Source organism: Microbispora sp. ZYX-F-249 (assembly GCF_039649665.1).
GTDB classification, from domain to species: domain Bacteria; phylum Actinomycetota; class Actinomycetes; order Streptosporangiales; family Streptosporangiaceae; genus Microbispora; species Microbispora maris.
Window position 1 is genome coordinate 129,608 of record NZ_JBDJAW010000004.1, and the last position, 16,406, is coordinate 146,013.

General features: G+C 69.5%; 17 protein-coding genes. 9 read left to right on the forward strand and 8 right to left on the reverse strand.

All coding sequences use genetic code 11. The features are described 5' to 3' along the window. The 4 genes from AAH991_RS06960 to AAH991_RS06975 are packed head-to-tail and all read right to left on the reverse strand — an operon-like array spanning position 1 to position 3,650. Entirely contained in the window at positions 1-1,914 is a 1,914-nt protein-coding gene (locus AAH991_RS06960; protein ID WP_346224912.1) for an NADH-quinone oxidoreductase subunit 5 family protein, read from the reverse strand. Continuing rightward, the gene (gene nuoK, locus AAH991_RS06965) at positions 1,911-2,264 is read right to left on the reverse strand and encodes an NADH-quinone oxidoreductase subunit NuoK (protein ID WP_346225148.1); all 354 of its coding nucleotides are present in this window, start codon (positions 2,262-2,264) and stop codon (positions 1,911-1,913) included. Before nuoK ends, AAH991_RS06960 begins: the two co-directional genes overlap by 4 nt. A gap of 43 nt (positions 2,265-2,307) precedes the next feature. Next, a complete protein-coding gene (locus AAH991_RS06970) occupies positions 2,308-2,847 on the reverse strand; it encodes an NADH-quinone oxidoreductase subunit J family protein (protein ID WP_346224913.1) in 540 nt (179 codons plus the stop codon). Further along, complete coding sequence (locus tag AAH991_RS06975) at positions 2,844-3,650, reverse strand: NuoI/complex I 23 kDa subunit family protein (RefSeq protein ID WP_346224914.1); 807 nt, start codon at positions 3,648-3,650, stop codon at positions 2,844-2,846. Before AAH991_RS06975 ends, AAH991_RS06970 begins: the two co-directional genes overlap by 4 nt. A gap of 518 nt (positions 3,651-4,168) precedes the next feature. Here AAH991_RS06975 and AAH991_RS06980 point away from each other — a divergent pair. The 4 genes from AAH991_RS06980 to AAH991_RS06995 all read left to right on the forward strand — a co-directional run bounded on the left by AAH991_RS06980 (position 4,169) and on the right by AAH991_RS06995 (position 7,921). Further along, complete coding sequence (locus AAH991_RS06980; protein ID WP_346224915.1) at positions 4,169-4,822, forward strand: ComEA family DNA-binding protein; 654 nt, start codon at positions 4,169-4,171, stop codon at positions 4,820-4,822. Positions 4,823-4,922: 100 nt separating this feature from the next. Next, positions 4,923-5,183 carry a hypothetical protein gene (locus AAH991_RS06985; protein WP_346224916.1) on the forward strand — a complete coding sequence of 87 codons (261 nt, stop codon included), beginning with the start codon at positions 4,923-4,925 and terminating at the stop codon, positions 5,181-5,183. 24 nt (positions 5,184-5,207) lie between these two features. Further along, the gene (locus AAH991_RS06990) at positions 5,208-7,202 is read left to right on the forward strand and encodes a hypothetical protein (RefSeq protein ID WP_346224917.1); all 1,995 of its coding nucleotides are present in this window, start codon (positions 5,208-5,210) and stop codon (positions 7,200-7,202) included. A 422-nt stretch (positions 7,203-7,624) separates the two neighbouring features. Next, entirely contained in the window at positions 7,625-7,921 is a 297-nt protein-coding gene (locus tag AAH991_RS06995; protein ID WP_346224918.1) for a hypothetical protein, read from the forward strand. 6 nt (positions 7,922-7,927) lie between these two features. Here AAH991_RS06995 and nuoH read toward each other — a convergent pair whose 3' ends face one another. The 4 genes from nuoH to AAH991_RS07015 are packed head-to-tail and all read right to left on the reverse strand — an operon-like array spanning position 7,928 to position 10,355. Then, the gene (nuoH, locus tag AAH991_RS07000; protein ID WP_346224919.1) at positions 7,928-8,881 is read right to left on the reverse strand and encodes an NADH-quinone oxidoreductase subunit NuoH; all 954 of its coding nucleotides are present in this window, start codon (positions 8,879-8,881) and stop codon (positions 7,928-7,930) included. Between the two features lie 10 nt (positions 8,882-8,891). Continuing rightward, positions 8,892-9,422, reverse strand: a complete 531-nt coding sequence (locus AAH991_RS07005) for an NADH-quinone oxidoreductase subunit C (RefSeq protein WP_346224920.1) — start codon at positions 9,420-9,422, stop codon at positions 8,892-8,894. Further along, on the reverse strand, positions 9,419-9,937 hold the full coding sequence (locus tag AAH991_RS07010; protein WP_428833953.1) for an NADH-quinone oxidoreductase subunit B: 519 nt from the start codon (positions 9,935-9,937) through the stop codon (positions 9,419-9,421). Before AAH991_RS07010 ends, AAH991_RS07005 begins: the two co-directional genes overlap by 4 nt. A gap of 46 nt (positions 9,938-9,983) precedes the next feature. Continuing rightward, the gene (locus AAH991_RS07015; protein ID WP_169981257.1) at positions 9,984-10,355 is read right to left on the reverse strand and encodes an NADH-quinone oxidoreductase subunit A; all 372 of its coding nucleotides are present in this window, start codon (positions 10,353-10,355) and stop codon (positions 9,984-9,986) included. A gap of 368 nt (positions 10,356-10,723) precedes the next feature. Here AAH991_RS07015 and AAH991_RS07020 point away from each other — a divergent pair, with 368 nt between their 5' ends. The 5 genes from AAH991_RS07020 to AAH991_RS07040 all read left to right on the forward strand — a co-directional run bounded on the left by AAH991_RS07020 (position 10,724) and on the right by AAH991_RS07040 (position 16,404). Then, the gene (locus AAH991_RS07020) at positions 10,724-12,571 is read left to right on the forward strand and encodes a 2-oxoacid:acceptor oxidoreductase subunit alpha (protein ID WP_346224921.1); all 1,848 of its coding nucleotides are present in this window, start codon (positions 10,724-10,726) and stop codon (positions 12,569-12,571) included. After that, positions 12,564-13,649, forward strand: coding sequence for a 2-oxoacid:ferredoxin oxidoreductase subunit beta (locus tag AAH991_RS07025; RefSeq protein WP_346224922.1), 1,086 nt, complete (start codon positions 12,564-12,566; stop codon positions 13,647-13,649). Before AAH991_RS07020 ends, AAH991_RS07025 begins: the two co-directional genes overlap by 8 nt. 206 nt (positions 13,650-13,855) lie before the next feature. Beyond that, a complete protein-coding gene (locus tag AAH991_RS07030; RefSeq protein WP_346224923.1) occupies positions 13,856-14,764 on the forward strand; it encodes an NAD-dependent epimerase/dehydratase family protein in 909 nt (302 codons plus the stop codon). A gap of 31 nt (positions 14,765-14,795) precedes the next feature. Further along, positions 14,796-15,677 carry a phytanoyl-CoA dioxygenase family protein gene (locus AAH991_RS07035; protein WP_346224924.1) on the forward strand — a complete coding sequence of 294 codons (882 nt, stop codon included), beginning with the start codon at positions 14,796-14,798 and terminating at the stop codon, positions 15,675-15,677. 67 nt (positions 15,678-15,744) lie between these two features. Continuing rightward, a complete protein-coding gene (locus AAH991_RS07040) occupies positions 15,745-16,404 on the forward strand; it encodes a class I SAM-dependent methyltransferase (RefSeq protein WP_346224925.1) in 660 nt (219 codons plus the stop codon). Positions 16,405-16,406 lie beyond the last annotated feature (2 nt).

Below are 16,406 nucleotides of genomic sequence, written 5' to 3' on the forward strand. Positions count from 1 at the left end.
TCATGTGAGCACCACCGCCGCGACCGCGATCAGCACGACCCCGGCCAGCAGGCCGGTGACGTAGAGCTGCGCGTTGCCGTTCTGGGCGAGCCGCACCAGGGTGGACAGGCCGAGCGTCGCCCGGCCGGAGCCCCGGACCGCGCCGTCCACCAGCCGCGCGTCCGCGCGGACCACCCCCCGGGCCAGGCGCAGGACAGGCCGTGCGACCAGCGCCGCGTACGCGGCGTCGGCGTAGAAGGCCCGCTCGCACGGCACCCGGAACGGGCCGAGCACGCGGGCGGGGTCCTGCTCGGGCGCGGCCCGCCACACGGCGTACACGATCCCGGCGCCGAGCAACGCCACGGCGAGGCTGACGGCCGCCGGCCCCCACTCGATCTCCACACCGGTCATCGGGCCGGCGAGGCCGAGCAGCAGGCCGAGCAGCAGGGCGGGCACGGCCAGCACACCGGCCGGCCACAGCATCGACGCGGGCGCCTCCCTGCCGTCGAAGACGTGGGCGACACCGGGCGGCGGCTCCGCGAGCGGCTCGATCCGGGTGGGGCCGAAGAACGTGCGCAGCCAGGCGCGGGCGGCGTACGCCCCGGTCACCCCCACGGTCAGCAGCGCCGACGCCTGCACGAACGGCTGGGCCGGTCCCGTTCCGTGCTCGATCGCCGAGATCACCGCGTCCTTGCTGAAGAAGCCGCTCGCCGGCGGCAATCCCGCGAGCGCGGCGAAGCCGATGGTCATCGTCCAGAACGTCACGGGAAGCGCGGTGCGCAGCCCGCCCATGTGACTGAGCAGGTTCGACCCGACATGGTGGATGACCAGGCCCGCGCAGAGGAACAACAGGGCCTTGAACGCGCCGTGCGACACCAGGTGGAACATCGCCGCCCGGTCGGACCCGGCCGCCAGCGCGGCGGCCATGTAGGCGAGCTGGCTGATCGTCGAGTAGGCCAGCACGCGTTTGAGGTCGCTTTGGGCCAGCGCGGCCAGCGCCGCGCCCAGCATGCCGACGGCCGCGACCACGCCCAGCACGTCGAGCGTGGGCGGCGCCGCGAGGAAGGCGGGATAGAGCCGGGCGACGACGAAGATCCCCGCGGCCACCATCGTGGCCGCGTGGATGAGCGCGCTGATCGGGGTGGGACCGGCCATCGCGTCGGGCAGCCAGGTCTGCAGCGGCACCTGCGCGCTCTTGCCCGCGACCCCGGCGAGCAGCAGCAGCGTCGCGGCGATCAGCGTCCCTCGCGGCATGTCCGCGCGCAGGACGTCGCCGATCCGGAAGCTGCCCGCGGCCGTGCCGAGGATGAAGATCCCGAACAGGAAGCCGACGTCGCCGAGCCGGGTGACCAGGAACGCCTTGACCGCCGCCCGCGAGTTGGCCCGGTCCTCCCACCAGTGCCCGATGAGCAGGTAGGAGCACAGGCCCATGATCTCCCAGCCCACGTAGAGGACGATCAGGTCCCCCGCGTAGACCACCAGCAGCATGGCGCTGGTGAACAGGCTGACGAACGCGCTGTAGGACGGGTAGCGGGGCTCGTCCCGCATGTATCCGACCGAGTAGACCTGCACCGCCAGCGCGACCACGACGACCAGGATGCCGGCGAGCACTGACAATCCGTCGGCGCGCAGAGTCAGGGAGATCGGCGCCGCTCCCGTCTCGACGAGCGTCAGCGTGCCCTCGGCCCGCCCGGGGAGCAGTTCCGACCAGAACCGCCCTTCCGATGCACCCGTTCCCCGCGCGAGGGCCGCGGCGAGCCACACCGTGAGCGCCGCCGACACCGCGACCGGGACGACCGCGATCCAGGCCGCCCGCCGGTACGCCGCCGGTTCGCTGCGAGCGCCGAGATTCCGGGCGCCGAGGCGGGTCGCGAGCAGCCCGGCCGCGGCGGCGGCGAACGGCACCAGGACGATCAGGGCCACCACGGCGATCACGAGGCGTCCTCCCCCTCCGGGCGCGCCGAGGCGGGTGTGCGCGCGACCTCGGCGAGCGCGCGCAACCGGTCGACGTCGACGGTCCGCCGCGTACGGAAGACCGCCAGCACGATCGCCAGCCCCAGCCCGACCTCGGCCGCGGCGATCACGATGACGAACAGCGTCAGCACCTGGCCGCCGTGCAGCCGGTCCCCGAGCCAGACGTCGAAGGCCACCAGGTTGAGGTTGACCGCGTTGAGCATCAACTCGACCGACATCAGCACGAGGATCGCGTTGCGCCGGGCCAGCACGCCGTACACACCGATGGAGAACAGCAGGGCGGAGACCACCACCGGGTAGACGACGTGCATCGCGCTCACCGCCTTCGGGCCGCGGGTCCGGCAGGTAACGAGGTCATTCCCGCCCCCTGATGTCGGTGCGGGACAGGACGATAGCGCCGATCAGCGCGGCGAGCAGGAGCACCGACAGCGCCTCGAACGGCAGCACCCAGGTGCGGAAGACGCTCGCCCCCAGGGATGCGGCCGACCCCTGCCCGGGCCGGAGCGGCGCGTACGCCGTGCGGAAGCCGGTGACGACCACGGTGACGAGCACGGCGGCGGTCGCGACGGCGACCAGCGCGGCGGCCCACCGGTTGCCCGAGTCGAGGCCGGCGGAGGGCCCGATGGGCGCGCGGGTCAGCATGATGCCGAACAGCAGCAGCACCACGACCGCGCCCACGTAGATCAGCACCTGCACCCAGGCGACGAACTCGGCGGTCAGCACCAGGTAGCCGCCCGCGAGCGCGCCGAAGCAGACGACCAGCCACAGCGCCGCGTGGACGAGTTGCCTGGTCGTGACGACCAGCAGCGCCGAGCCGACGGCGACGGCGCCGAGCAGCAGGAAGACGACCTCAGGCCCCGAGGGCGGCCACAACCCCGGCGCCTGGGAGGTCATCGCTCCCCCTCGGGCCCGTCCTTCTTCTCCTGCGACGGTCCGTTCTTCCTGGGCAGCGAGCCCGGCGGCCGGATGGAGCGGATGTCCCGCATGGCTCTCGGCGGCTCACGCCGCGGGTGGCTCTCCGGGGCCTTCGCCGGTTCGGCCGCCGGTCGCTCGGTCTCCCGCGCCGTTTCCCGTGCCATCCCCTGGGCGGGGTCCTGCGCCATCCCTTGGGCCGGCTCTTGGGCCGTGTCCTGGGCCACGGACGCACCCTCGGCCGGTCCCTTCACCTGCGCGGGCCGCGCCGTACGGCCGGCCGGCACCGGGCGGGAACTCGCCGACAGTTCCTTCGGCGGTTCGGCGCCGACCTCGTGCGCCGGTGGGGGCGGCACCGTCGCGGCCCACTCGCCCAGCCTGTCCTTCTCGTGCAGGAGGTCGCGGATGTCGTACTCGGCGTACTCGAACTCCGGCGACCAGAACAGCGCGTCGAAGGGGCACACCTCGATGCAGATGCCGCAGTACATGCACAGCGAGAAGTCGATCGCGAAGCGGTCGAGCACGTTGCGGGCGCGCGGACGGCCGCCCTCGGGCGCGGGCAGGGTCTCCTTGTGGGAGTCGATGTAGATGCACCAGTCGGGACACTCCCGGGCGCACAGCATGCAGACCGTGCAGTTCTCCTCGACCAGGGCGATGACGCCCCGGCTCCGGGCGGGCAGGTCGGGGTGGACCTCCGGGTACTGCTGCGTCTCCGACTTACGCAGCATGTGCCGCATCGTCACGGCCAGGCCCTTGGCCAGCCCTTCTCCTGGAATGCGCGCCACACGCTCATCATCGCGCACTATCGGCGGCGAGTGAACGTGTGACTCCATCCCGACGGTTTTCCACATCATCCACATGGTCATCCCCAGGTTGTCCACAGCGTGTGGGGAGAAGGGGGCAGCAGAAACACCGACATATCCGTATCGTCTGGACCATGAACGGCTATGGGGGGCCGGGAGGTTACCCGCCCGGACCGCAACGACCGCACGGACCACAGGGACCGCACGGACCACAGCGACCGCACGGACCACAGGGACCGCAGGGGCACGGGCCGCACGGACAAGGACCGCAGGGGTCACAGGGGCCACAGGGGCCACAGGGGCACGGCCCACAGGGCCCACACGGACAGGGGACGCAGGGGTACGGCCCGCAGGGGCAGGCGCCGCAGAATCCGTACCGGCAACGGGGACCGTACGGGCAGCAGTGGCCGGGCCCTTACGGCGCCCATCCGGCGCCGTCCGCACAGCCACCCGTGCCACCACCCCCTGGCCCGCCGACGCCGCCGCCCCCATCGCCACCGGTGCGGCGGCCGTCCAGCGCCCCCAGCTACCTCTGGGCGCTCGCCCCGCTGTACACCTGCGGCTTCGGCACGCCCTTCAGCATGCTGTACGCCGCCATCCGCAAGCGCAGCGCGTGGTACGGGGCCGCCTCCGCCGGGTACGCCACGGCCACGGGCGCCTGGATCTACCTGTCCGAGCTGTACGACGACATGGACGCGCCGGCTCTGGCGTCCATCGCCATGGTCCTCTGCATGCTCGGCCCCTGGCTTTTCGGCACCGTGCACTCGCTCGCGGTCAGGAAACAGGTCTTCGGCGACGCCACGCCGTACGCGCCCGGGAACGAGCACGCGCTGGCGATCGCCCAGCAGCGCCGCGCACTGCGGCAGCAGGCCAGGGAACTGGCGCAGCACGATCCGGTCATGGCCCGCGAGCTGCGGATCGGGCGGCCCGACCTGCCCCGGCAGTACGACGACGGCGGTCTCGTCGACGTCAACCATGCCCCCGCGTCGGTGATCGCCGGCCTGCCCGGCCTGACGCCCGCGCTCGCCGACCAGATCGTGCGCGTACGCGACCAGGTCGGCGGCTTCGTCTCGGCCGAGGACGTCTCGGCCGCCGCGTCCCTGCCCCCGAACCTCACCGCCGATCTCGCCGAATACGGCATTTACCTCCCATAGTCATGCGGTAATCCCGGTTGTCGTCGCACATATGCCTGGCTGAGCGATCGGCGTTTCCTTAGGCTTTACGGTGCGTCAGCCGTGAGGAACGGGAGGGCCAGTGACGTCACCCGAGATCGCCGAATGCAGGGCGGACATGGCCGCGGCCGCCACCGCCGTGCGGGAGATCCTCCAGGCGCTCGCCGCCGTCCCCGCCATGTTCGGTGACCACACCTGGCAGGGCCCGTCGGCCGACCGCTGGGCGACCGGCTGGAACGCCAGAAGGACCCAGCTCACCAGGCTGTTCGACGCCGTGCTCGCCGAGCAGCCGCACCTGATCGCCCGTGTGGAGGAGGCGGAGCGCCGCAAAGCCGCCTCGTAGGCCGCCGCATTGGGAAGGATCGCCGTGGGGGAGTTCGTCGGAGTCGATCCCGAAAACCTCAAGGAGCTGACCAGACGACTGGAACAGCTTCATGAGTTGCTGGCCCGGCACAGTCCGCTCATACAGCAGAAAATGCAGAAATGGGGGAGCGAAGTCGCGGTCACTCCGTTGCCCGGCCTCATCGCCGCCGCGCTCGACGACGTCCGCGACATGGACGCCCGCACGACCAGGGCGTACGAACTGGCGAGGCAGCAGGGCTGGAGCGCGCTGGGCCGTGCGCCCGGCGTTCCCGGCCTCACCTTCAATCGGCCGCCCAACGTACGGCTGGACTGGGAGGCGACGGGGCAGAGCGGATACCAGGGCAAGCGGGATGCGGAGACGCTGATCGCCGCCCTCGCGGCCAAAGACCCCGAGGACGCACGCATCGCCCTGTCGGGACTGCCGGACAGCCTGCGGCGGCACCTCGCCGACAAGGACTACCAGGCGGCCTTCTGGGCGGGGGCGGGCCCGCTCGCGCTGCGGGCCGCCCGCGCACTGTACGAACGAGCGGGTGGCGCCCTTTTCAGCGCGGAGAGCGTGAGCGTACTGCGGGCGCTCGGGGCGTCCCTGGCCGCCGCCAGCCAGATGCGCGTCGGCACGGGCAAGGACCGCCGCCCGTTGCTGCCCGCCGCGACCCGCGCCACCCTTACCGGAAGCTCCGACCCCTGGTCGGTCGGAATGCTCGTGAAGTACGGCCCCGAGGGCAGGTCGTGGGACTCCCGTCTGCTCGCCGACCTGACCCGTGCCATGCTCGACGCCCGCGCCGCCGGCAAGACCATCTGGCCTCCCACTCGCGGCAAGCTGGAGACCGACGTCGACGCCTCACGCCACCAGCGGCTCATGGCGGACTACGACGCCGTGGGAGCCGTCCTCCAGCGGGCCGCGGAGAACGGGATGGCCGCCCGGCACGTGCTGGGCGACGAAGCCACCGGCCTCAAGTACGCCCGCATGCTCGTCAGCGACTCCTGGCACACCCCCGGCTACGACGCAAGCCTGTACTCCAGCGCCTATCTCGACCCAGTCAGCAGGGATGCCACCCCTGGCTACCTCGAACCACCAGGGAAGATCGACACTTCTTCCTCCGCAGCCGCCTTCCTGAAGGCCGCCGTCTCGGCGGAGCGAGGCACGTCAACGGACGCTAAGGAGTCGGCCTGGTCCGTCGTTCACATCGTCCAAGCCACCGCCGAGTTCTCCAAGCTTCACCCGCAGACGGTGCTGCCCAGAGAGATCCGGCACGCGCTGATCTACACCGCCGACCGCTACCTCCCCGATTTCGCCGCCTCCGTCAACGGTTACGGCAACAAGGCCCGTCCGCACGGCGATCAGCCGGGCGCTCCATGGGTCTCCTACGTCGACAGCGCTGCTCTGGCCGAACTCCTCAGGCAAGCCTTGCACGACCCCAAGGACCTCGGCGCCTTCGAGGGGAGGATGGACGCTCGAATCAGCGCAAGCGTGGCCGCGTCCATCCGGGACCCGAATCAGAACTACCTTGCCCAGATGAGTGGACTCAACGGCATGATCGCCAGGATCAAGAAGGACTTCAAATTCAACGAAGCTCAGCAGTTGGACGAGAAGGCACAGCGCTTCCAGACATTCTTGTCCATCGTATCCGGCGGATGGGGCGCGCTCAGTTTCAGCAGAGCACTGGGCGCAGGCACCGTTTCCCAAGTATTCGTCGCCGTTGCGCAACCCCCTACGAGCGAGCTCATCAACACCGATCACAAGATAGAAGCGTATAAGATCAACGAGGACGAGTTCCGAGCACGCCTGCTCCACGTCAAGATTCCTGTGATCCAAGGGCTTCTGATCGCCGATGCGATAGATCTGCCCGCGAACACCTCCTGGTACCAGGATGGAGTGATCAGCCCGAACGCGGATTTCACCGACTGGTACAGCACACATGAAGGAGTCGTATATGGTGGCCTCAAAATGGAGGAATGGGTGAGAAACGCAGAGCACGCCATGGACATGCAACGATGACGGGGCGGTTCGCACTCCGCCTGCCCGCCCTGGTGATTCTCATCGCCTTGGGAGTGACGGCATGCGATGGTGGCGCCGCCTCAGAGCAGAAGACCGATCCGGCACGCCAACGGAAGGCAGCGATAGAGAAGGCGGTTCAATGTCTACTAGATCGCGGCGCCATTCCTGACGAGCAATTACGGTCGGCGACGTGGCTGAGAGAGGGAAAACTGCTTCCCAACGCCGACTTCACCGATTGGTACACGACGCACGATAACGTCAATTACCAGGGACAGACTCTGCTTGACTGGACCGAACAAGCCGAGGAGGCCGGGAACACGTGGAGATGCCCCCCTTGATGGTTGCTTCTCTCCGGAGTTCAGCTCCGCCATATGAACGCCGCAGTGAGTGCACTCAAGATTGGGAGCGGCCTTCTCCTGTCCATGGCGTTCACCCTGGCCGCGTGTGCCGGAGATGAACGATTCCGCAAGCCGGTGAACGATGAGATACAACGGGACCTGGCGCTCGTCGCTGTCGTGCAATGTCTCATTGACAGCGGCGTCATACCCGAAAGCGAGCTTTCCGCCAGGAGCTGGCTGGTCAACGGTCAGATCCAACCCGACGCCGCCTTCACGACCTGGGTTGCAAGCCACAAGGACACGGCCTACCGGGGAAAAAGCTTGTCCGAATGGGAGGACGAGGCGACGGCGGGGTGGCCGGGGTGGAGGTGCCCGTTGTGAGGCCGCTCAGGCGGTGAGGACCCTGACGACGCCGGTGAGGGCGAGCTGGAGGAGGGCGAGGGGCACCAGGACGGTCCAGGCGAACTTCTGCAGCTGGTCCTCCCGCATGCGGGGATAGCTCACCCGGACCCAGATGACGACGAAGGCCAGGGCGAAGACCTTGACGAGCGTCCAGACCGGTCCGGGCAGGAGCGGGCCCTGCCAGCCGCCGAGGAAAAGCACGGTGGTCAGAGCGGACAGGACGACGATCCCGGCGTACTCGGCGAGCATGAACAGGGCGAAGCGGAAACCGGTGTACTCGGTCATCGGGCCCATGATGAGCTCGGACTCGGCGATCGGCATGTCGAACGGCGGCCGCCGCAGCTCGGCCAGCCCGGCGACGAAGAAGACGAAGGCGCCGATCGCCTGCCAGGGAAGCCACCACCAGCGCCACTGCTCGGCGATGCCCTGAAGGGACAGCGTGCCCGCGGCCATCGCCGCGCTGGAGGCCGCGAGCACCAGCGGCAGCTCGTACGACATGAGCTGGGCGGCGGCCCGGATGCCGCCGAGGGCGCTGTACTTGTTGGCCGAGGCCCAGCCGGCCATGATCGCCCCGAGCACGCCGACGCCCATCACCGCCAGCACGAAGAACAGCCCCACGTCGAGGTCCACGGCCGCCAGCCCGGGGCCGACCGGAATCACGACCATCACGACCAGGTACGGCACGAGCGCCACCGCCGGGGCGATCGCGAACACCCGCCGGTCGGCCGCCGCCGGGATCACGTCCTCCTTCTGGGCGAACTTGACGCCGTCCGCGAGGAGCTGGGCCCAGCCGTGGAAACCGCCGGCGTACATCGGCCCGAGACGGGACTGCATGTGGGCCATGGCCTTGTGCTCCATCTGCCCGACGATCAGCGGCAGCAGCAGGAACGCCGCCACCACGACGACCAGCCGGACCGCGACGTCGAGCACCTCGGCCATGGGACCCCTCTCAGCCCGAGGCCCAGTCGGGCGGCACGCCCGGGGGCGACATCCTGCGGCGGCTCGGCGAGCCGTGGCCGGACTCCCCCGGTTCCTTGGCTCCGGGCCACGCCTTGGCGACGCGGGCGGCCAGCACGAAGTCCTTGCGCAGCGGGTGGCCCTCGAATCCGTCCGGCAGCAGCAATGGGCGCAGGTCCGGGTGGCCGTCGAAGACCACGCCGAACATCTCGTACGTCTCCCGCTCGTGCCAGTTCGCCCCGCGGAAGACACCGGTGGCGGTCGGCAGGCGGGGGTCGGCCCGCGGCACCCGGGTGCGCACGAGCAGGTGCGTGAACGCGACCGGGTCGAACACGTGGGCCACGACGGCGAGCGCCTCGGGCGGCTCGTCCACGGCGGTCAGCCAGTCGAAGAACTCGAACCCGGCCGACCGCGTGAACGCCAGCGTCTCCACCCACTCGCCGGGGTTTACGTCGAGCACGTCCTGGCCGAAGGAGTCGGTGACGCGTGAGCCGTACCGCTCGCGCACGGCGTCCATGCTCATGCGTCCGCCTCCGGCAGGTAGCGGTCCTCCAGCGTCTCGGCCGCGATCTTCTCCTGGAGCTTCATGATCCCGTGCAGCAGCGCCTCGGGGCGGGGCGGGCAGCCGGGGACGTACACGTCCACCGGGATGATCTGGTCGACGCCCTTGGTGACGCAGTACGAGTCCCAGTACGGCCCGCCCGAGTTGGAGCAGGCGCCGAACGAGATGACGTACTTGGGGTCGGGCATCTGCTCGTACAGCCGGCGTACGGCCGGGGCCATCTTGTCCGTCACCGTGCCCGACACGATCATCAGGTCGGCCTGCCGGGGGCCGTTGGCGAACGGGATCACCCCGAAGCGGATGAAGTCGTGCCTGCTCATCGACGTGGCGATGAACTCGATGGCACAGCAGGCCAGCCCGAAGTTGAAGACCCACAGGGAGTAGCGACGGCCCCAGTTCAGCACGAACTTCATCGGTTTGGGCGCCAGCCGGGACACCGGCCCCACCGTGGGCATCGGGAGATCGTTCACGGGCATGCGGTCACCGCCATGCCGTCCATTGTCCTCCCCGCGGCCGGTCGGGTCACGTCCAGCCCAGCACCCTCTTGCGCCAGGCGTACAGGATGCCGAGCGCGATGAAGGCGAGGAAGACGAACATCTCCACCAGCGTCGTCATGCCGTACCCGGGCGCGGCGAAGACGGTGGCCCAGGGGAAGAGGAACACGGCGTCGACGGCGAAGACCACGTAGAGATACGTGAAGACGTAGTAGCGGATCTGCGACTGCGCCCAGCCCTCGCCGACCGGGTCGACTCCGCACTCGTACGTCGTGAGCTTCTCGGGGGTCGGCCGGCTCGGTCGTAACATGCGGTTCACGAACAGGCCGCCGGCGAAGATCGCTACGCCGACGAGGAAGAGGGCGACGACCACGGCATATGAGCCGAAATATCCACTCATACCGCCTCCCGACTTCGAGGATAACCCCGGCGCGATCTCAAGGGCTGAACACGTGGCGGTCACACGTGAGTCCCGCGCATATAGTTGAGGATCGTGACCCGAATCAAGCTCGTCGCCCGCTTGCACCTAGACCTGTGCCGGCTCGCGTCGGGCCTGTGTCGCCCGGAAGGCTCGCGAGGCTGACGGTGCGCCGCCCCCCGGCGGCCAGGCACCGAACGGGAACGCGCCACAGGCGTGGAAAGTCCCGGTAGACCGCACCTCAAGTGCGCATCTACGAAAAACCAGCGTGACCCCGATGGATCTAGCATGGATATGACAACGTGCCACGAGCAGGCTGGCCTGGGCGCGTCAAGGAGGACTGAGGAGCTGTGACCAAGCAGGTTCAGCAACTCGACCGTGTGATCATCCGGTTCGCGGGTGACTCGGGCGACGGAATGCAGCTCACCGGTGATCGGTTCACGGCGGAGACGGCCCAGTTCGGCAACGACCTGTCGACGCTCCCCAACTTCCCGGCGGAGATCCGCGCCCCCGCGGGCACCCTGCCCGGGGTGTCGAGTTTCCAATTGCACTTCGCCGACCACGACATCCTGACCCCCGGCGACGCCCCCAACGTGCTGGTGGCGATGAACCCGGCCGCGTTGAAGGCGAACCTCGGCGACCTGCCCAAGGGCGCCGACATCATCGCCAACACCGACGAGTTCACCAAGCGCAACCTGTCCAAGGTGGGCTACGACGGCAACCCCCTCGAAGACGACTCCCTGGCCGAGTGGCGGCTGCACGCGGTGCCGCTGACCTCGCTGACGGTCAAGGCGCTCGAGGGTTTCGACATCTCCAAGAAGGACGCCGAGCGGGCCAAGAACATGTTCGCGCTCGGGCTGCTGTCGTGGCTGTACCACCGGCCGACCGAGGGCACGATCGCGTTCCTGGAGGCCAAGTTCGCCCGTAAGCCCGAGATCGCCAAGGCGAACATCGCGGCGTTCCAGGCGGGCTGGAACTACGGCGAGACGACCGAGTCGTTCTCGGTCTCCTACGAGATCAAGCCCGCCACCCTGCGGCCGGGGACCTACCGCAACATCTCCGGCAACCAGGCCCTGGCGTACGGGCTGATCGCGGCGTCGGTGCAGGCCAAGCTGCCGCTGTTCCTCGGGTCCTACCCGATCACTCCGGCCTCCGACATCCTGCACGAGCTGTCCAAGCACAAGCACTTCGGCATCCGCACCTTCCAGGCCGAAGACGAGATCGCGGGCGTCGGCGCCGCTCTCGGAGCGTCGTTCGGCGGGTCGCTGGGTGTGACCACCACCTCCGGGCCCGGTGTCGCGCTCAAGGCCGAGACCGTCGGTCTGGCGGTGACCACGGAGCTGCCGCTGATCATCGTGGACGTGCAGCGGGCCGGCCCGTCCACGGGCATGCCGACCAAGACCGAGCAGACCGACCTGCTGATGGCGATGTTCGGCCGCAACGGCGAGTCGCCGGTGCCGGTGCTGGCCCCGGCCACCCCCTCGGACTGCTTCACCATGGCCGTCGAGGCCGGCCGGATCGCGCTGAAGTACCGCACGCCGGTCATGCTGCTGTCGGACGGTTACCTGGCCAACGGGTCCGAGCCGTGGCGCATCCCCGAGATCGACGAGCTGCCCGACATCACGGTGCCGTTCACCACGGAGCCGAACGGCGAGGACGGCACGACCTACCTTCCGTTCAAGCGGGACCCGGAGACGCTGGCCCGGCCGTGGGCGGTCCCCGGCACCCCCGGGCTGGAGCACCGGATCGGCGGCATCGAGAAGGCCGACGGCACCGGCAACATCTCCTACGACCCGGACAACCACGACCGGATGGTCCGGCTGCGCCAGGCCAAGATCGACGGCATCGACGTGCCCGACCTGACCGTGGACGACCCCGACGGCGACGCCCGGGTGCTCGTGCTCGGCTGGGGCTCGACGTACGGGCCGATCGCGGCCGCCGCCCGCCGGGTCCGCGCCAGTGGGCACAAGGTGGCCCAGGCGCACCTGCGGCACCTGAACCCGCTGCCGGCCAACACCGGCGAGGTCCTGCGCTCCTACGACAAGGTGCTGCTGCCCGAGATCAACCTCGGCCAGCTGGCCATGCTCCTGCGGGCCCGTTTCCTGGTCGACGTGATCAGCTACAACCGGGTGCGCGGGCTCCCGTTCAAGGCCGCCGAGCTCGCCGCCGTCATTCAGGACGTGATCGAAAGTGACTAGTGCCGAACTGCCCGCCTCCGGCGCGACCACCCTCAACGGCAAGGGCCTGGCCCTGATCCCTCGCACCGACGCCAAGCAGACCATGAAGGACTTCAAGTCCGACCAGGAGGTGCGCTGGTGCCCCGGCTGCGGTGACTACGCGATCCTGGCCGCGGTGCAGTCCTTCCTGCCCGACCTGGGCCTGCGCCGGGAGAACATCGTGTTCGTCTCCGGCATCGGCTGCTCCTCGCGCTTCCCGTACTACCTCGACACCTACGGCTTCCACTCCATCCACGGGCGGGCCCCGGCCATCGCGACCGGGCTGGCCGCCTCCCGGCCCGACCTGTCGGTGTGGGTCATCACCGGGGACGGCGACGCGCTGTCGATCGGCGGCAACCACCTGATCCACGCGCTGCGCCGCAACGTCAACCTGAACATCCTGCTGTTCAACAACAGGATCTACGGCCTGACCAAGGGGCAGTACTCCCCGACCTCCGAGATCGGGAAGATCACCAAGTCGACGCCGATGGGGTCGCTGGACAAGCCGTTCAACCCGATCTCCCTGGCGATCGGCGCCGAGGCCGGGTTCGTCGCCCGCACCATCGACTCCGACCGCAAGCACCTGCAGAGCGTGCTGCGTCAGGCCGCCGAGCACCGCGGCGCCTCGCTGGTGGAGATCTACCAGAACTGCAACATCTTCAACGACGGCGCCTTCGACACGCTCAAGGACCCGGCCACCCGCGACGAGATCACCGTCAAGCTGGAGCACGGCCGGCCGATCGTCTTCGGCACCGGCGACAACGAGCAGGCCGTACGGCTGTCGCCCACGGGCGGCGTCGAGGTCGTCCGGCGTGCGGAGGTGGCCGACAGCGAGATCCTCGTGCACGACGCCCACAACCCCGACCCGTCGCTGGCGTTCGCGCTGTCCAGGCTGGACGAGCCGGCCTTCCGGCACGTGCCGATCGGCGTCTTCCGCTCGGTCGACCGGCCGTCCTACGACCACCTGCTGAACGAGCAGGTCCAGGCGGCCACGGCCGACAAGGGCACCGGCAGCCTCGCCGACCTCCTCCACGGCGGCGACACCTGGACCATCGCCTGAGCGAACCACCAGAGAAGGGACCCGTCTTCGGACGGGTCCCTTTTCGCATTAGCGGCCCCGAACATTGTTCTCGCCGTCAACCCGGGTCTCGACCGGACCGTCTCCCATGCCGAGACGCAGCATGATCGAGCACCTAGGGAGAGCGCATGGCCCGGCCCCCTTCCTCCGGACCGCCGTCACCCGCACGGCCGGAAGAACCCCCATGGGTGGGAAGGAAGGTCCTGGTCACAGGAGCGCCGGGATTCATCGGAAGCCGTCTCGCCCGCCGGCTCGCCGACATGGGCGCCGAGGTGCACGCCGTCAGCCGAAGCTCCGTGCACCGGCAGGACCCGGGCCTGTGTGAACGGGTGATCCGGCACGCCGCCGACCTGCGCGACCGGGAGACGACCGGGACGCTGCTCCGGGAGATCCGCCCGGACGTCGTCTTCCACCTGGCCGGGGAGGTCGACGGAGCGAGGGAGGTCGATCTCGTGCTGCCCACGCTGGAGAGCAATCTCCTGGGCACGGTGAACCTCCTCGGTCACGCCGCTGCCCTCCCCGGGGTCCGGGTGATCCTCTGTGGCTCCAGTGAGGAACCCCGGCCCGCCAACGAGCAGTCGCCGCCCCCGTCGCCGTACGCGATGGCCAAGTGGGCGGCCACCGGCTACGCGCGGCTGTTCCACCGGTTGTGGGGCGTCCCCGTCACCGTGCTGCGGCCGACGATGGTCTACGGCCCCGGCCAGCGGGACGCCCGGAAGCTGGTGCCGTACCTGGCGCTGTCCCTGCTGCGGGGCGAGGAGCCGCGTCTCACCAGCGGGAGCAAGCGGGCCGACTGGGTGTACGTGGACGACGTGGTCGACGCGTTCGTCCTGGCCGCCGAGACCGACCGGGCCGCCGGGCAGGTGCTGGACGTCGGCACGGGGGTTCTCACCTCCGTCAGGGAGACCGTGGAGTTGCTCTTCCGCATCTCCGGCACCCCATTGCGGCCGCGGTTCGGCGCGGTCGCCGATCGCCCCCTCGACGCGGCCCAGACCGCCGACACCGGGCCGGCTGCCGAGATCCTCGGCTGGAAGGCCGTCGTCGGCCTGGAAGAAGGGCTGCGACGGACGCTGGCCTGGTATGCCGAGCGCAGGTAACAGAAGACTCCAGAAAGGCGATAGCCGTACCGTGACCGTTATCTTCTCAGGTCCCCTTCTGACGGACGAAGAGCGCCGCACACGCCTCTACGAGGGGCAGGTCTTCCTGTATCCGGCCCGTCCCGAGTCCCTGGCGCTGATCGAGTTCGCGCGGGAGCTGATCGGCGACGCGTTCGGCGGGTTGGACCCGGAAACGGCCCAGTACGACCTGCCCGTGGAGAAGTTCGCCGCGATCCTCGCCGAGCTCAAGCCGAAGTTCATCCACCACCCGCGCGCGAAGGAACTGCTGCGGGCGCTGCTGCTCTCCTTCGGCTGCGACGCCGACCGGACGTACTTCGACGTGCCGAGGATGCGGTCGTCCACCTCCGACGACTACCTCACCACCGGGATCGCCTACGCGTTCCACCCTCACCGGGACACCTGGTATTCGGCGCCCCTGAGTCAGGTCAACTGGTGGATCCCGATATACAAGGTCGTGCCCGAGAACGTGATGACGTTCCATCCGCGTTACTGGAGCACCCCGGTCAAGAACGGGTCCGCCCGCTACGACTATTACGAGTGGAACCGGACCAGCCGGTTCAACGCCGCGCAGCACATCGGCACCGACACCCGGGAGCAGCCCAAGCCGGAGGAGCCGATCGAGCTGGAACCCCGGGTGACCCTCGTGCCCGAGCCGGGCGGCGTCATGGTCTTCTCGGGCAACCAGCTGCACTCGTCGGTGCCGAACACGTCGGGCAAGACCCGCTTCAGCATCGACTTCCGTACGGTCAACGTGGACGACGTCATCGCGCGGCGTGAGGCGCCCAACGTCGACTGCGCGTGCACCGGCACCACACTCCGCGACTTCCTGCGCGTCTCCGACCTGGAGCGGCTGCCGGAGGATGTCGCGCTCGCCTACGAGGGCAAGGGCTGATGACCGTTCCGGCATTGGACAGTCTCCGCACGCCCCCAGGAGCCCCCGCATCAGAGAGGCCCCGCCCATGAGCCGTCTGAACGCCCTGCGCAACCGCTTCGTCGACGCTCCCGGCTCGCTGGGCGCGAAGGCCCGGGCGCGGCGGTGGAGCTGGTTCGCCGAGTGCTTTCCGGACCTCGACCGGATGAACGTCATCGACCTCGGGGGGACGGCCGGAGCCTGGCTGCGCGCCCCGGTCAGACCGGCCCACGTGCACATCGTCAACCTGGAGAAGCCGCCGACGGACCTGCCGTCCTGGCTGCGCGCCGACGTCGCCGACGCCTGCGACCTGCCGGCCGAGATCCGGAACGGCACCTACGACCTGGTCTTCTCCAACGCGGTGATCGAGCACGTGGGCGGTCACCAGCGCCGGCAGATCTTCGCCGACACGGTGCACGCCCTGGCCGACCGGCACTGGGTGCAGACGCCCTACCGCTACTTCCCGGTCGAGCCGCATTTCCTGTTCCCCGGCTTCCAGTTCCTCCCGCTGACGGCCCGGACGGAGATCCTCCGCCGCTGGCCGCTCATCCACACGCCGACCTCGGACCGGGAGGCGGCACGGCGCATCGTGATGGACGTCGAGCTGCTCAGCGTGACGGAGATGCGGCACTACTTCCCCGGCTCGCGGATCCGGTTCGAGCGGCTGGCCGGCCTGGTGAAGTCGGTGATCGCCTACAAGCGCGCCTGACG

Bases quoted from the DNA above. Each gene is read 5' to 3' on its own strand.
- nuoK (WP_346225148.1), bottom strand. From the start codon at position 2,264: ATGCACGTCGTCTACCCGGTGGTGGTCTCCGCCCTGCTGTTCTCCATC.
- AAH991_RS06970 (WP_346224913.1), bottom strand. From the start codon at position 2,847: ATGACCTCCCAGGCGCCGGGGTTGTGGCCGCCCTCGGGGCCTGAGGTC.
- AAH991_RS06995 (WP_346224918.1), top strand. From the start codon at position 7,625: ATGGCGTTCACCCTGGCCGCGTGTGCCGGAGATGAACGATTCCGCAAG.
- nuoH (WP_346224919.1), bottom strand. From the start codon at position 8,881: ATGGCCGAGGTGCTCGACGTCGCGGTCCGGCTGGTCGTCGTGGTGGCG.
- AAH991_RS07005 (WP_346224920.1), bottom strand. From the start codon at position 9,422: ATGAGCATGGACGCCGTGCGCGAGCGGTACGGCTCACGCGTCACCGAC.
- AAH991_RS07010 (WP_428833953.1), bottom strand. From the start codon at position 9,937: ATGCCCGTGAACGATCTCCCGATGCCCACGGTGGGGCCGGTGTCCCGG.
- AAH991_RS07015 (WP_169981257.1), bottom strand. From the start codon at position 10,355: ATGAGTGGATATTTCGGCTCATATGCCGTGGTCGTCGCCCTCTTCCTC.
- AAH991_RS07040 (WP_346224925.1), top strand. From the start codon at position 15,745: ATGAGCCGTCTGAACGCCCTGCGCAACCGCTTCGTCGACGCTCCCGGC.